Genomic DNA, 14,808 nt, shown 5'->3' with positions numbered 1-14,808 from the left:
CGGCCCCGCACCGGGATGAAAGGGCGTGATTCCCGCCTCCCGGTGCAATCACGCTCATCGTTTGAATAGCGCCTCGGCACTTGCGCGATGGTTAACGGCATATTCGATTTTTTTGCGGGCGCGGGCGATTTCCGCCTCCAGCACGGCAATGCGTGCGTGCAACTCGTCAACCGACAGCGGGTCGAGGTCTTGCCGGGCGATGTCGGCGAGCGGATCGCCCGGACGGCGCGGAAGATTCTCATCGACGTCCATGACCGACAGCGTTGACGCTGGGCGGCCCCTTGTCAATAAGGCGCGTGCGATCGCTGGCGATTTTGAGGTACGCTGCCCATGACTCTTCCCGACCAGATGCAGGCAATCGACCCGGCAGAAGCGGGCGGGCCGGAAGTGCTGCGGCCGGTGGAGCGACCGGTGCCGGTGCCGGGGACGGGCGAGGTGCTGATCCGGGTTGCCGCCGCCGGGGTCAACCGGCCCGACGTCATGCAGCGCAAGGGGCTGTATCCACCGCCGCCGGGCGCGCCGTCGATCCCCGGTCTGGAACTGGCGGGCGAGGTGGTGGCGCTGGGCGAGAACGTCGAGCGCGAAATGCTGGGGCAGGCGGTCTGTGCGCTGGTCGCGGGCGGCGGCTATGCCCAATATGTCGCGGCACCCGCCGGACAGTGCCTGCCCGTTCCCGACGCGCTGACCATGGTGGAGGCTGCGGCATTGCCGGAAACGCTGTTTACCGTGTGGACAAACCTTTTCGAGCGCGGTTTCGCTTGTGAAGGTGATACGGTGCTGGTCCATGGGGGCACCAGCGGCATCGGCACCATGGCGATCACGCTCGCAAATTTGTTCGGCCTGACCATTATCGTCACCTGCGGATCGGACGAGAAAGTGGCGGCAGCGAAGCGCCACGGCGCGGATCACGCGATCAATTACAAGACGCAGGATTTTGTGGAGGCGGTGGCCGCGATCACGGACGGCAAGGGCGTTGCCGTGGTGCTCGACATGGTGGGCGGCGATTATGTCCCGCGCAACCTGAAATGCCTGGCGGCCGATGGCCGTCATGTCTCGATCGCCGTGCAGGGCGGAGCGATGGCGACCATCCCGATCTTTCAGGTCATGCAAAAACGCCTGACCCTGACCGGGTCGACGCTGCGCGCGCGTGATACCGGGTTCAAATCGATGGTTGCCGATGAACTGTCGCGCATGGTCTGGCCCTATGTCGTCGAGGGGAAGCTGAAGCCGTTGATCGACTGCACCTTCCCGCTGGCCGAAGCGGCAAAGGCACACGCCCGCATGGACGGCGGCGACCATATCGGCAAGATCGTGCTCACGGTCGCCTGAACGGGCTGAATCGAACCTAACAAGGTGTAATCACGTCCGGTTTTCCTAGACCAGGGTGTCGGCTCATCCTATCTTGAGCACGACTCATGGGGGATTGGTCGTGCTTGCGTTTCTCGGCGCGTCGGAAAATATCGTCTTTGTAACGGCCATCGTACTGATGCTCCTGATCGGCGTGATGCAGCTGATCGGCCTTGGCGGGCATTTCGGTCTGGATGCCGACCACGATATCGATTTCGATGCCGACGGGGATTTGAATCTGCTCGGCTGGCTGGGACTGGGCCGCCTGCCGCTGCTGATGCTGCTGGTGGTGTTCCTGACCATTTTCGGTCTGACAGGACTGATCGGACAGCAGGTCCTCGATAATCTGACGGGGCATTTGCTTAACGGCTGGATTGCGGTGCCGGCGGCATTGCTGTTTGCGCTGCCGCTGACCGGGCTGGGTGCGCGGGTGCTGGCGCCGATCCTTCCGCATGATGAAACGACCGCAGTGTCGCTTGATACTTTGGTGGGGCGCTTCGGAAAGATTACAACCGGTCGCGCAATGCAGGGATCGCCTGCGCGGACACGCGTCGAGGACCGCTATGGTCAGGCACATTACGTCATGGTCGAACCCGACACCGTCGGACAGATTTTCGAGGAAGGCGATGCCGTCATCCTCGTGCGGCGTGAGGACGGATTGTTCCGCGCCATTTCCCGCGGCGACAATCGATTGCCGCGTATCGGAGGATAAACGATGAATGAAGTCGCGACCCAGGGCTCCGGCTCGATGGTGCCGATCCTGATCTATGCCGGTGTGGCGCTTGGCGCGCTGTTGATCCTCGGCCTGATCCTCGCCAAGCTCTACAAGCGTGCGACCAAGGAAATCGGGTTTGTGCGAACGGGGTTCGGCGGTGAAAAGGTGGTGATGAACGGCGGGGCGCTGGTCCTGCCGGTGTTTCATGAAACCATGCCGGTCAATATGAATACGGTGCGCCTTGCCGTGGAGCGCAAGAATGGCGATGCGCTGATCACGCTTGATCGGTTGCGTATCGACGTGAAGGCGGAATTTTACGTTCGTGTACGGCCCGATGCGCAGTCGATCGCGACTGCCGCCCAGACGCTTGGCCTGCGCACCATGCATCCGGAGGCATTGAAGGAGCTGGTCGAAGGCAAGTTCGTCGATGCACTGCGTTCGGTTGCTGCCGGAATGACCATGGCGCAACTGCATGAGCAACGTTCCGACTTCGTGCAGAAGGTGCAGCAGGTTTCTTCCGCTGATCTGGCGATGAACGGCCTTGAACTGGAATCGGTGTCGCTGACCGGTCTGGACCAGACCTCGATCGAGCATTTCAATGCAAACAACGCGTTCGATGCCGAGGGCCTGACCAAACTGACCGAGCAGATCGAGCTTCGCAAGAAAGCGCGCAACGATATTGAGCAGGATACCCGCGTTCAGATCGAGACCAAGAATCTGGAAGCACAGCGCCAGTCCTTCCTGATCGGGCGAGACGAGGAGTTCGCCCGTCTGGAGCAGGAGCGCGAGGTCGAGGTGCGGCGTGCCGAGCAGGCATCCGAAGTCGCCAGTGAGCAGGCCAAGCGCCAGCGTGAAGCAGATCAGGCGCGGATTGAGGCGAAAAAGCAGGTCGACAGCCAGCAGATTGAAGCCGATCGTGCGGTCAAGGAAGCGCGGATCGCCCAGGAACAGGCGCTGGAACTGGCGCGTCAGGAACAGCAGATCGCAGTCCAGAACAAGAGCCGCGAGGAAAGTCAGGCGCGCTCGGAAGCCGATAAGGCGCGCGCTGCAGCCGTCGCGGCTGAGGAACAGGTCAATACTTCGCGTGAAACCGAAATTGCCGAGCGCCAGAAACGCATCGAATTGATCGAGGCGTCGCGTGAGGCCGAACGGGCCGCGATCCAGGTGAAGGTCGAAGCGGAGGCCGAGAAACAGGCGGCAGCCGACCGGGCCGCTGCTACGCGGCAACTGGCCGAGGGTGAGGCGGAAGCCGCGAAACTGCGTGCTGAAGCCGACCGTGTGCGTTTCGAGGTCGAGGCGGCAGGCCAGCGCGCCGTTAATGAGGCGGCCAACATCCTGTCGTCGGATCAAGTGTCGTTGCAGACCAAGCTTGAACTGTTGCGCGTCCTGCCTGAACTGGTGCGAGAAGCGGCCAAACCGATGGAGGCGATCGATTCCATCAAGATCGTGCAGGTGGACGGGCTGACCGGCCATGCCGGCGCAGCGGCCAATGATGGGGTGGTTGCCGGTGGGGAGGGCAACCTTGCCAATTCAGCGGTCGCCGCAGCGCTGCGGTATCGTGCGCAGGCGCCCGTGCTCGACGGGCTGATGAAGGAACTGGGCTTTGACGGCACGTCGCTGGACGCGCTGGTCAAGGGTGCCACCGCAGAAGGTGCTACGAATGTCGTGACAAGGTCGCAGCCGTCATCGGATACGGGCGTCGAAGAAGCCGCTGAATAACCGGATGCGGGGAGGCCGAAGGGTTTTCGGCTTCTCCGCGGCGGTGTCCATGGCCTTCGGGCACCTGGAAATTATCGAAGCTGGCAAAGAATAGATTCTGTATTTTCTATTCTTTATTACAAACATGTGAAATTATAGACCCATGAACTGTAACAATGGTGCGCCATATGCTCGCAAACGGCAGGGCATGGAGCGACGCCATGGCGACGATCAGCAGATTACCGTTCGACGCTGACCTATCCGATTTCACGGATGCGCAGCCGTCGATCCCGGAAAAGACAGTAACGAAGCGCCGCAAATACCGGACCGTCTGGATTTCCGACGTCCATCTGGGCACGCGCGGGTGCAATGCGGAAATGCTGATCGACTTTCTCGACCATGTCGACAGCGATACCATGTATCTGGTGGGCGATATTATCGACGGCTGGCGACTGAAGAAGAAATTCTACTGGCCGCCTGCGCATAACGACATTGTCTGGCGCATCATGAAGCGCGCCAAGCGCAATACCCGCATCGTCTATATTCCCGGCAATCACGACGAGATGTTCCGCCAGTTCACCGGCATGAATTTCGGCGGCGTCGAAATCCGGCGTCAGGCGATCCACGAAACCGCCGACGGCCGTCGTCTGCTCGTGCTGCACGGCGATGAGTTCGATGCGGTGATGTTGTCGCATCGCTGGCTCGCGCATCTGGGCGATGCCGCCTACACGATGATGATGGCACTCAACCGCTGGGTGAACGCCTATCGCCGGATGATGAAGCTGCCTTATTGGTCCTTGTCCAAACATGCGAAGAAGAAGGTGAAGAACGCGGTCGAGTTCATCTCCGACTTCGAGGAGATCGTGGCGAGAGAAGCGAAGTCGCGCGGTGTCGACGGGGTGGTTGCGGGTCATATCCACACCGCGGATATGCGCGAAATTCAGGGCGTCGAATATTTCAATGACGGCGACTGGGTGGAAGGCTGCACCGCGCTGGTCGAACATTTCGACGGGCGGATGGAAATCCTGCACTGGGGCGATGAGATCGCGGCGCGCGAGGCGGTGCCTCAGGCGGACGTGCCTGCCGACAACGCCCGCGCGGCGGCCTGAAGCCATGCGGATCGCGCTGATTACCGACGCCTGGGAGCCGCAGGTCAACGGGGTGGTCCGTACCCTGCAATCGGTGCGCGCACTGTTGCAGCGACAGGGGCATGAGGTGTTCGTCATCTCCCCCGACAGCTTTTATTCGCTGCCGTGTCCGACCTATCCCGAAATCCGGCTGGCGGTGACGCGTACCGCGACAGTTGGGGCAATGCTGGAGGATTTTGCGCCCGATGCGATCCATCTGGCGACCGAGGGGCCGTTATGCGTGGCGGCGCGTCGCTGGTGCCTGCGCCGCGATTTCCCGTTTACGACCGCCTATCATACCCAGTTTCCCGATTATGTTTCGGCGCGATCCGGCCTGCCGGCCCAATGGGTCTGGCATTACATCCGCTGGTTCCATGCACCCGCTCAGGCGATCCTCGCCTCCACGCCGTCGATCCGCCGGACGCTGATCGATCACGGGTTGACCCATGTCCGCCATTGGGGGCGCGGCGTCGACCTGCAGCATTTTTCGGATCATGGTATGCGGCATCCGGCGCTGGGCCATTTGCCGCGCCCGATCCAGCTTTATGTCGGCCGGGTGGCGGTGGAGAAGAATCTGCGCGCCTTTCTGCAATCCGGTCATCCGGGGACGAAAGTAGTGGTCGGTGACGGCCCGGCGCGCGCGCAACTGGAGGCGGAGTTCCCGCAGGCGATCTTCATGGGCGCGCGGTTCGGGACGGAACTGGCGAGCATCTATCGCGCTGCCGATGTGTTCGTTTTTCCCAGCCGTACCGATACGTTCGGGCTGGTGATGATCGAGGCGCTTGCCTGCGGCACCCCGGTTGCAGCCTATCCGGTGACGGGGCCGGTCGATATACTCACACCCGAAACCGGGGCGATGGCCGACCGGCTGGAAGATGCGATTGCCGACGCGGTGAAGCTCGATCGCAGAATGTGCGCCGCTTATGGACGGGGCTTTACCTGGGAGGCGAGCACGGCGCAGTTTTTGCGCGCGCTGGTTCCATTGCCGCCGGCGCTTCGGGATGCGGCCTGAAGGCGATTGCGCGAAAACCTTGCTCTTGGGCGCGCAGGCTATTACATCGCCGGACAGGAACCGGCCGCTCCGTGAGGGGCGGCCCTTATTGTTTGTACGGAGAATTTCGTGACCCAGCCGCTGATGCCGCACGCGACCGCTTCCTGGCTGGTCGACAATACGGCGCTTTCGTTCGAGCAGATTGCCGATTTTTGCGGCCTGCACATTCTGGAAGTGCAGGCAATCGCCGATGACACCGCCGCGACCAAGCTGACGGGCCGCGATCCCGTGCGCGCGCATGAACTGACGATGGAAGAAATCGAAAAGGGGCAGGCAAACCCCGATTATCGGCTGAAGATGCAAAAGGGCCCGGAACAGGTTCGTCGGACGAAGGGCCCGCGCTACACGCCGGTGTCGAAGCGTCAGGACAAACCCGACGGCATCGCCTGGATCATCCGCAACCACCCGGAAATTTCCGACGGGCAGATCGGCAAGCTGATCGGTACGACGCGCACCACCATTCAGGCGATCCGCGAGCGCAGCCACTGGAACATCGCCAATATCGTGCCGAAAGATCCGGTGACGCTGGGACTGTGTTCGCAGCGTGAGCTCGACGCGATCGTTGCCAAGGCGGCAAAGGCTGCGGGAATCGAGGCGCCTACCGATACGCGGCTGGAGGGGGATCGTGAGGCGTTGATCAGCGAATTGCGCGCCGAGCGCGAACAGGCTGCACGCGATGCAGAAGCTGCTGCCGATGCTGAACAGGCGGGTGACGGTGAAGCCGAAGCCAAGCCGAAGTTCGAGGACCCGTTCGCACGCTGAAACGAATAATGCTGCTTGCGTGCGGCACAGGGTAGGGCGGCATCCGAAAGGAGCATTGACTCTCGATTGCGTTCCCATAATGTTCCGTGGGTTCCAACGGGAGTCGTGCCATGGCCGCCGATCTGATTTTCTACACCAATCCCATGTCGCGCGGGCGTATTGCACGCTGGATGCTGGAAGAGGCTGGTGCCACCTATGAAACGGTGGTGCTGGGTTATGCCGACTCGATGAAGGCGGAGGCCTATCGCGCCGTCAATCCGATGGCGAAGGTGCCCGCGATCGTGCATCGCGGCGATATCGTGACCGAATGTGCGGCGATCTGCGCCTATCTGGCCGACGCTTTTCCCGATGCTGGGTTGGCGCCGCCGGTGCAGGATCGGGCGTCTTATTATCGCTGGCTGTTCTTCGCCGCCGGGCCGGTCGAGCACGCCGTTACCGAAAAGGCGCGCGGCATCGCACCCACTGCGGAGCAACAACGCATGGTCGGGTATGGCACGTTCGAGCAGACGATGGACACACTGGAAGGCGCGGTGGCGGCGGGGCCGTGGATCGCAGGCGAGAGTTTTTCCGCCGCTGATGTATATCTGGGGTCGCAAATCCTGTGGGGATTGCAGTTCGGCACCATAACCGACCGACCCGCATTCAGGGATTATGGCGCGCGCCTGTCCCAGCGCCCGGCATATCAGCGTGCCAATGAACTGGATGATGCGCTGATGCCCGCCGAGGCGTGAACTTAGGCCTATGCTTTCAGGGTGTTGAGCCGCGCGTGCAGGGCGGCAATGATTGTGCGTTGACGATCCGGCGCGGCACGGGGCCATTCGGCGATTTCACCGCCTGTACGGCCACAGCCGATACACCAGCCGGTCGAACGATCAAGGCGACAGACGGCGACACACGGGCTTGGCACCGCCGGTGGCGGGACGTGCTCGATCAGATCGTCGTCATCCATGCGCAGCAGTGGGCGTCAGACGCCCAGCTTGACGTCGAGAAAGGCCGGAACAGGGCCGTTCCAGTCCGCGGGCCCCTCGTCGCGATGCGCCGGCTGCCGGGTAGGCGGAGCTTCGGCTGTGGCCTTGCGCCCGCTGCGTCTCGGCTTCGTCTCCGCTGGTTTCGGTGCAGGCGCGGGGGAGGTGCTTTGTCCATCCTCCTCTTTCCTGCGACGGCTGCGGCGTTTCGGTTTAGCGGCATCCGCTTCGTCCTTGTCCGCCGGTTTGTCGTCGCCCTGCATCGCAAGCTTGGGAATTTTCTGACTCGTCAGCTTTTCGATATTGGCGATCGCTTCGGCATCTTCGCTTGTGACGAAGGTATAGGCCGTGCCGCTGGCGCCCGCGCGGCCCGTGCGACCGACGCGATGGACATAATCGTCGGGATGCCAGGGCGCGTCGAAATTGAAGACGTGGCTGACGCCTTTGATATCGAGCCCGCGCGCGGCGACGTCGCTGGCGACGAGAATATTGACCTCACCCTGTTTGAACAGGTCTAGTTCGGCCAGTCGCTGCGACTGGTCCATGTCGCCGTGAATTTCGCCGGATTTATATCCCGACCGCTTCAGGCTCTTGTTGAGGTCGCGCACCGTCGTCTTGCGATTGCAGAAGATGATTGCGGTCCGCACATCGTCCTGATCGAGCAGACTGCGCAGCACCGCACGCTTTTTCGTCGAGGTGACGGGAACCAGCTTTTGCGTAATGTTGGTGTTGGTGGTGGCGGGACGCGCCACTTCGATGGTTTTGGGGTTCGACAGGAATTTGTCGGCCAGTTTCTTGATCGGCGGGGGCATGGTCGCCGAAAACAGCAGCGTCTGGCGCTGTTTGGGCAGTTTGGTGCAGATTTCCTCGATATCCGGGATGAACCCCATGTCGAGCATCCGGTCCGCTTCGTCGATGACAAGCAGCGAACAGCCGGTCAGCAGGATATTGCCGCGCCCGAACAGGTCCATAAGCCGGCCCGGCGTCGCGATCAGCACGTCGACACCCTTTTCCAGCGCCTTGATCTGGTCGCCCATCGAGACGCCGCCGATCAGCAGCGCCATCGAAAGCTTGTGATACTTGCCGTATTTTTCAAAGTTTTCCGCCACCTGCGCCGCCAGTTCGCGGGTCGGCTCCAGAATCAGCGAACGCGGCATCCGCGCGCGGCTGCGCCCCTGTGCCAGCACGTCGATCATTGGCAGCACGAACGACGCGGTCTTGCCGGTGCCGGTCTGTGCCACCCCGATCACGTCGCGCATCATCAGCACGGAGGGGATCGCGCTCGCCTGAATCGGGGTCGGCTCAGTATAGCCGGACTCATTTACGGCGCGTAAAAGTTCGTCGGAAAGGCCGAGGTCGGCAAAATTCATATTCTGTCCGGAAAAGCGGGTGAAAACACCACGGAAAAGCTGTCGTGCTGGCTTGCGGATTTTGCCCGGAATGTCAAGTTTTTCGCGATTCTACCGCTCGGGAACCAGTCGCTTGAACGTTGCGATTTCACAGCTTCTGCCCGATCGCGAGCGGATTACATCGCGGCGTGCGCATATTTTGCCGTCGCGTCCGGGGATCAGGTAGAAACCGGCGTAAAAATCAAGTGACGGGCATTTGTCATCGAGAATGGCGCGCATCCGCCTGCCGTCGCGGGTGATCAGGTCGACGCTGCTGCTGTCGGTAATCGTCGCCCCGGCAAACTGGTCGGCGATTACGCACCGGTCGGCATGTTTTTCTTTCCAGTGCATCTGACGCGGCACCAGCCGGGCGGCCGGCACGGCGGGATCGGATACGCGCGGGATGCGGATGATGATGCGCTGATGAATCGTGACCTGCACACCGGCGCCGGGCGTGAACGGAGGGGGCGGTGCAGCCCCCATGCCGCCCGCCAGAATCGCCCCGCTGAAAAGAACCCTGAATACCCGCACGATCACGACATCTAACGCGAAACAATTGAACCGTTGATGAATTTATCCCACCTAGCTGCACATGACCGATAGCATTCCAATGCCCGAAACAACGTCCGCGCAGCAACAACTCATTGATTTTGTTCTTGAGAAGTTCGGGGCAAAAGCGGTGACCGTCGATCCCGGAGAGGTTGCGCCATGGACGACCGACTGGCGCGGGCGGTATCACGGGGATGCGCCGGCGCTGCTCTCTCCGGCAAATACGCAGGAGGTCGCTGCGATCATGGCGCGGGCCGATGCGCTGGGCGTTGCGATCGTTCCGCAGGGCGGCAACACCTCGATGGTCGGGGGCGCAACCCCACCGCCCGACGGATCGGCATTGATATTATCCCTGCGGCGCATGAACAGCATCCGGTCGCTGAACCCGGAAGACAATCTGGCGGTGGTGGAGGCGGGCGTCATCCTGCAAACGCTGCACGAAGCGGCGGAGGCGGCGGGGCGGCGCTTTCCGCTGACGCTGGGCGCACGCGGCAGCGCCACCGTGGGCGGGTTGTGCTCGACCAATGCGGGCGGGACGCAGGTGCTGCGGCACGGCACGATGCGCGCACTGATCGCCGGGGTTGAGGCGGTGCTGCCCAATGGTGAAATCCATAACGGTCTGTCGGCTCTGAAGAAGGACAATCGCGGCTATGACCTCAATCAGTTGCTGATCGGCGCGGAAGGGACGCTGGGTGTGATTACCGCCGCGACCCTGCGTTTGCGCCCAGCGATCGTAAAGCGCGCTGTGGCCTGGGCGGGCGTGGAGACTCCCCGGGATGCGCTGGCACTGCTGCGGCAACTGGAAGCGCGCGATGCGGGGGTGGAGAGTTTCGAGATTATTCCCGGCGACTCGCTCGCTCTCGTGCTGGAACATATCCCCGATACCCGCGCGCCTTTGCAGGACCGGCATCCCTGGCACGTCCTGATCGAAGCAGTCAGCGAAAGGACCGATTCGCCCGATCCGCGTGCCGCACTGGAAGCGCCGCTGGCGGCGGCGCTTGAGACCGGACGGATTCGCGACGCCGTGCTGGCGCAGAATGAGGCGCAGGCCGACGCCTTCTGGAAATTGCGCGATTCGCTGTCAGAGGCCGAACGGGCGAGCGGTCCGGCAGTGCAGCATGATATTTCGGTACCGGTCGCGACGATGCCCGCGTTCATGATTGATGCTGCCAGAGCGGCTGAAACGCGCTTTCCCGGCACCCATGCAACCGCATTCGGGCATCTGGGCGACGGCAATGTGCATTTTCATGTGCGTGCGCCCGAAGGGGCGGATCGCGATCGTTGGTATGCTGAGGAAGCGCCGGTGATCTCCCGCTTTGTCAACGACCTGGTGGTAGCTGCGGACGGTTCGATTTCGGCCGAACACGGCATCGGTCAGATGAAGCTGAAGGAGTTGGAACGGCTGGCGCCGCCGACGCGGCTGCACGCCCTGCGGGCAATCAAACGGGCGCTCGATCCGAAGGGAATTTGTAACCCCGGCAAGCTGGTGACGCTTGCACCCGAAGCCTGAGCGCCATAGACGCCGAACAAACTATTTATGGAGACTGAAATGGCCAGCGCGCCGCAAGCACAATCGCTTCCGCTTTTCTATAAGGATCTGCGCCCCCTGTCGTCGCAGGAACATTCCGACTACACGCTTCGCCGCGCCGAAAGCGCGCCGTTTCTGGCCGGTGTCCATGCGGTGCCGCTGACGGTCGAGGAATTTCCGCTGGTGCAACGGCGCATGCCGATCGTGTTTTCGCTGGGCGACGAACCGGTGCCGCTGGCGCTGCTGGGCCTGAACGAAGGCGTCAATCTGTTCTTCGACGACGAAGGCAAGCCGGTCGAGCAGGATCTGTATATTCCCGCCTATATTCGCCGCTATCCCTTCCTGCTGGCGAAGCTGCAGCCGGATGCAGAGGAACTGTCGCTGTGTTTCGACCCCAGCGCCGACGATGTGATCGGTAAGTTCGATGATGGCGAAGCGCTGTTCACCGACGGCCAGCCGAGCGAGTTCACCAAGGCCATTCTGCAGTTCAACGAGCAGTTCGAACAGGCCGGTCAGCGCACCGCGATGTTCATGAAGGAAATCGGTGAGATGGGCCTGCTGATGGACGGCGAAGTGTCGATCCAGCCCGAAGGCGCGCCGCAGCCCTTCATCTATCGCGGGTTTCAGATGGTCGATGAGAATAAAATCAACGAAATGCGCGGCGACCAATTGCGCAAGATGGTGCAGAACGGCATGCTGCCGCTGATTTATGCGCATCTGATGTCGCTCAACCTGATGCGGGAATTGTTCGCGCGTCAGATGCAGCAGGGTAAGGTTCCTGAACCCCAGGCGGGAGTATAAGCCTGTGACGATTACTGCAGCGCAGCGGTACAGCCGCGGTGCCATTTTCTTTCACTGGACCATCGCACTGCTGGTGATCGTCAACATCATATTGGGACTTTTCCATGAGTCCCTGCTCAAAGGGCTGGGGGTCATGCCGGTGCATTTCGCCATCGGCATGACGGTCCTGATCCTCAGCATCGGTCGCTGGATATGGCGCTTGGCGCATCCTGCACCGCCTTTGCCGCTCGGCATGGCAGGCTGGGAAAAGGTGGCATCGAAACTGACCCACTGGGCGTTTTACCTGCTGATCGTGCTGATGCCGCTGAGCGGCTGGATGATGATGTCGGGTGGCCGTCATCCCAGAGCAGTGAGCTGGTTCGGCCTGTTTAATTTCCCGATCCTGCCAGTGGACAAGGTGCTGGCAGGCGGTGCGCATGAATTTCATGAGATATTCGGCTATGCAATGGCGGCGCTGGTGATCGTTCACATCGCGGCGGCACTGCGCCATCATTTCATTCTGCGCGACAGCGTGCTGATGCGCATGATGCCCGGCTCCGGGCGCTGATAAGGCTTTGTAAAAAATCTGAATTTAAATTTTAACGTTTTTGTCTTTGTGCTCTTGAAGGGGCATTTGGCGGAGCCTATATCTCCTTTACGCGGTTTCGTGTTCCCCCCTTTCACGGGATCGCGCGACACGCCGCTGGCGTGTCTCCTCCCTGAACCTTGGCCACCCTGTGCGTTAGCACGGGGTGGTTTTTTATTCAGCGGCCAGCGGTTGCGGCACGGCTTCCGCGCTGACGGCGTCGATCATGGCGCGTACCATGGTGGCCACTGCGTTCAGGCCGGGACCGGGAAGGTTGAGCGCAGAGTCCAGATAGGTTGCCCGGTCGATCTCGATCTGGATAGCGTGAATGCCGCGATCAGCGGCGCCATGCCGGTCGAGAATATATCCACCCGAATAAGGGCTGTTGACCGCAGTAGTATAGCCATGATTTTCCGCCGCCATCTGGGCCGCGGCGACAAGGCGCGATCCGGCCGAACGTCCGAAACGATCGCCCAGAACGATTCGCGGCGCATTGGCTGCCGAGATAGGCGGCATGGAATGGATATCGAGCAGGATCGCCGTCCCGAATCGCGCCAGGGCGGTGTGCAGTATATTGGCCAGCATCTGATGATAGGGCCGATGGCATCGTGCGATCCGCGTTTCAATATCGTCAGCCGAAAAGGGCCGATGCCATAGCATCTGGCAGGTACCCAGCCGCCGTGGGACCAGCCCCAGGCCACCGCGTACCTTGGCACTGCCATGCGGTTGCGCGGCGGGGTCGGCACCATCATCCACTTGCGGATCGCGCTCCCACTCCGCGCGATTGAGGTCTATCCAGGCACGAGGGCAGTTTGCGACGATCAGCGTTTCGTGGCGGCGTGCGATCCCGGCGACATGGTCGACATAGCGATCCTCCAGCCCATGCAGGGTCGACACCGGCACTGCGCTGGCGTTCAGCAGGCCATCGGGATATGTACGCCCGGCGTGCGGCACCGACAGGATGACGGGGGTGACAGGCGTTGAAGCGCCGAAGCAGGTGAAGGCCGGGATCCGATCATAGGTCACACCGTTGAACCTATGCCGATATGGGACATCGGACAATGGCTGGCGGACTGGAAAATATTAACCTGTGCGGGCATATTCTGTGGTCCGGAGTGGGGGAAGCATGTTCAGAATTCTGTTGGCCGAAGATGATAGCGTGATGCGCGAATATCTGACCCGTGCGCTGGAACGGTCGGGCTATTTCGTGTCGGCGGTCGATCGCGGTACTGCGGCGATTCCGCTGCTGGAAAATGAACCGTTCGACCTGTTGCTGACTGACATCGTGATGCCCGAAATGGACGGGATTGAGCTTGCCCAGCGCGCTGGCGAGATCGCTCCGGATATCCGTGTGATGTTCATTACCGGATTTGCGGCGGTCACATTGAAGGCGGGTAAATCGGTTCCCAATGCCCGCATATTGTCCAAACCCTTTCACCTGCGGGAGCTGGTGATGGAAGTGGATCGCCTGTTTGAGGCGGAAAGTATCCCCACACGCAACTGACCGATAAAAAAGCGCGAAAGCGGCTTGCATGGCAGGCCGTGCCCGGCTAAACGGCGCGCCTCCGGAGGGCGTGTAGCTCAGTGGTAGAGCACTGTGTTGACATCGCAGGGGTCGCAAGTTCAATCCTTGCCACGCCCACCATGATAAGCCCCGGATAACCATACGGTTTCCGGGGCTTCTCTATGCCCGGAGCACCGTGATGTTTTCATGGTCTCGGGTGAGTTTCGGGTGAAGGGCGCCGCCGGAGCGCTTCATGAGATCGGCCAGGACATCCTCAATTCCATGCCGGATTGTCGCGAGATAATCGGGATCGAAGATCGCGTAGCGGCTGCTGGTCTTACTTAGCACGCGATGACCGAGTGCCATCTCCAGCTCGACCAGATCGACCTTTCGGTTTGCAAGAATCGTCGCCATGCTGTGTCGGATAAGCTTGGGCCCCCAGCCATTAGGAAGGCGAAGAGCCTCCCGAGCACTATCCCAAGCCGATCGAACGCTAGCGACGCGTAACTGCTCGCTAACGTCAATTTGCTGGTTCTCGTCGAACGATTTCACTTCCCGGCAGACCAACCATTCATCGGTCGCGAGAAGCCAGGAGTGCAGGACGTCGACAACTGGCAAGACCGGACGGACTTTCTTGGTTTGAAGGCGCCCCTCGGGATTGAGCGCAAAACGGCGCTCGTTCTGCATCCATTGCCCGCGCTCTTGGGCGATGCTCTGGACTTGTACCGGTTTTGTGCCGGTCACCTATCTCATTATGCCACCTTGGCTTCAAACGCGAGTGGGCTAATGCCCCCCAGATATGAATGGC

At 61.4% G+C, this 14,808-nt stretch carries 17 protein-coding genes and 1 tRNA gene; 12 read left to right on the top strand and 6 right to left on the bottom strand.

Annotated features, from left to right (window positions below):
* Positions 1-54: 54 nt before the first annotated feature.
* Positions 55-252 carry a DUF1192 domain-containing protein gene (locus FHR23_RS14715; RefSeq protein WP_184005512.1) on the bottom strand — a complete coding sequence of 66 codons (198 nt, stop codon included), beginning with the start codon at positions 250-252 and terminating at the stop codon, positions 55-57.
* Between the two features lie 78 nt (positions 253-330).
* Between FHR23_RS14715 and FHR23_RS14710 the strand changes: the two genes are divergently transcribed.
* The 7 genes from FHR23_RS14710 to FHR23_RS14680 all read left to right on the top strand — a co-directional run bounded on the left by FHR23_RS14710 (position 331) and on the right by FHR23_RS14680 (position 7,431).
* The gene (locus tag FHR23_RS14710; RefSeq protein WP_246359925.1) at positions 331-1,329 is read left to right on the top strand and encodes an NAD(P)H-quinone oxidoreductase; all 999 of its coding nucleotides are present in this window, start codon (positions 331-333) and stop codon (positions 1,327-1,329) included.
* Positions 1,330-1,429: 100 nt separating this feature from the next.
* Complete coding sequence (locus FHR23_RS14705) at positions 1,430-2,059, top strand: OB-fold-containig protein (RefSeq protein WP_184005510.1); 630 nt, start codon at positions 1,430-1,432, stop codon at positions 2,057-2,059.
* A gap of 3 nt (positions 2,060-2,062) precedes the next feature.
* On the top strand, positions 2,063-3,781 hold the full coding sequence (locus FHR23_RS14700; RefSeq protein ID WP_184005507.1) for a flotillin family protein: 1,719 nt from the start codon (positions 2,063-2,065) through the stop codon (positions 3,779-3,781).
* A 200-nt stretch (positions 3,782-3,981) separates the two neighbouring features.
* Positions 3,982-4,869, top strand: coding sequence for a UDP-2,3-diacylglucosamine diphosphatase (locus FHR23_RS14695; protein WP_184005505.1), 888 nt, complete (start codon positions 3,982-3,984; stop codon positions 4,867-4,869).
* 4 nt (positions 4,870-4,873) lie between these two features.
* Complete coding sequence (locus FHR23_RS14690) at positions 4,874-5,899, top strand: glycosyltransferase family 4 protein (RefSeq protein WP_184005502.1); 1,026 nt, start codon at positions 4,874-4,876, stop codon at positions 5,897-5,899.
* A gap of 123 nt (positions 5,900-6,022) precedes the next feature.
* Entirely contained in the window at positions 6,023-6,700 is a 678-nt protein-coding gene (locus FHR23_RS14685) for a DUF1013 domain-containing protein (protein WP_184005651.1), read from the top strand.
* Positions 6,701-6,810: 110 nt separating this feature from the next.
* Positions 6,811-7,431 (top strand): glutathione S-transferase family protein, encoded by a 621-nt coding sequence (locus FHR23_RS14680; RefSeq protein ID WP_184005500.1) that lies wholly within the window; start codon positions 6,811-6,813, stop codon positions 7,429-7,431.
* An 8-nt stretch (positions 7,432-7,439) separates the two neighbouring features.
* Here FHR23_RS14680 and FHR23_RS14675 read toward each other — a convergent pair whose 3' ends face one another.
* The 3 genes from FHR23_RS14675 to FHR23_RS14665 all read right to left on the bottom strand — a co-directional run bounded on the left by FHR23_RS14675 (position 7,440) and on the right by FHR23_RS14665 (position 9,584).
* On the bottom strand, positions 7,440-7,649 hold the full coding sequence (locus FHR23_RS14675; protein ID WP_184005498.1) for a DUF1289 domain-containing protein: 210 nt from the start codon (positions 7,647-7,649) through the stop codon (positions 7,440-7,442).
* 15 nt (positions 7,650-7,664) lie between these two features.
* A complete protein-coding gene (locus tag FHR23_RS14670; protein WP_184005496.1) occupies positions 7,665-9,035 on the bottom strand; it encodes a DEAD/DEAH box helicase in 1,371 nt (456 codons plus the stop codon).
* Between the two features lie 90 nt (positions 9,036-9,125).
* Positions 9,126-9,584, bottom strand: coding sequence for a hypothetical protein (locus FHR23_RS14665; protein ID WP_343043178.1), 459 nt, complete (start codon positions 9,582-9,584; stop codon positions 9,126-9,128).
* A 79-nt stretch (positions 9,585-9,663) separates the two neighbouring features.
* Here FHR23_RS14665 and FHR23_RS14660 point away from each other — a divergent pair, with 79 nt between their 5' ends.
* Genes FHR23_RS14660 through FHR23_RS14650 form a run of 3 tightly spaced genes read left to right on the top strand, consistent with a single transcriptional unit; the run spans position 9,664 to position 12,478 of the window.
* Positions 9,664-11,112 (top strand): FAD-binding oxidoreductase, encoded by a 1,449-nt coding sequence (locus FHR23_RS14660; protein WP_184005494.1) that lies wholly within the window; start codon positions 9,664-9,666, stop codon positions 11,110-11,112.
* 39 nt (positions 11,113-11,151) lie between these two features.
* The gene (locus FHR23_RS14655) at positions 11,152-11,931 is read left to right on the top strand and encodes a SapC family protein (RefSeq protein WP_184005492.1); all 780 of its coding nucleotides are present in this window, start codon (positions 11,152-11,154) and stop codon (positions 11,929-11,931) included.
* A gap of 4 nt (positions 11,932-11,935) precedes the next feature.
* Entirely contained in the window at positions 11,936-12,478 is a 543-nt protein-coding gene (locus FHR23_RS14650) for a cytochrome b (RefSeq protein WP_343043177.1), read from the top strand.
* A gap of 192 nt (positions 12,479-12,670) precedes the next feature.
* On the opposite strand, the gene FHR23_RS14645 is transcribed toward FHR23_RS14650, so the two are convergent.
* Positions 12,671-13,522: an N-formylglutamate amidohydrolase gene (locus FHR23_RS14645; protein WP_343043176.1), complete on the bottom strand. Its 852-nt coding sequence runs from the start codon at positions 13,520-13,522 to the stop codon at positions 12,671-12,673.
* Between the two features lie 100 nt (positions 13,523-13,622).
* Here FHR23_RS14645 and cpdR point away from each other — a divergent pair, with 100 nt between their 5' ends.
* On the top strand, positions 13,623-14,000 hold the full coding sequence (gene cpdR / locus FHR23_RS14640; RefSeq protein ID WP_184005490.1) for a cell cycle two-component system response regulator CpdR: 378 nt from the start codon (positions 13,623-13,625) through the stop codon (positions 13,998-14,000).
* A 66-nt stretch (positions 14,001-14,066) separates the two neighbouring features.
* Positions 14,067-14,141, top strand: a tRNA-Val gene (locus FHR23_RS14635).
* A 39-nt stretch (positions 14,142-14,180) separates the two neighbouring features.
* Here FHR23_RS14635 and FHR23_RS14630 read toward each other — a convergent pair.
* Positions 14,181-14,744: a tyrosine-type recombinase/integrase gene (locus FHR23_RS14630; RefSeq protein ID WP_184005488.1), complete on the bottom strand. Its 564-nt coding sequence runs from the start codon at positions 14,742-14,744 to the stop codon at positions 14,181-14,183.
* Positions 14,745-14,808: the final 64 nt, after the last annotated feature.

This window comes from Stakelama sediminis, from assembly GCF_014199335.1.
GTDB lineage: Bacteria > Pseudomonadota > Alphaproteobacteria > Sphingomonadales > Sphingomonadaceae > Sphingomonas > Sphingomonas sediminis.
Note: the sequence above shows the minus strand (reverse complement) of the source record. Positions and strands in the feature narration are given on the sequence as shown.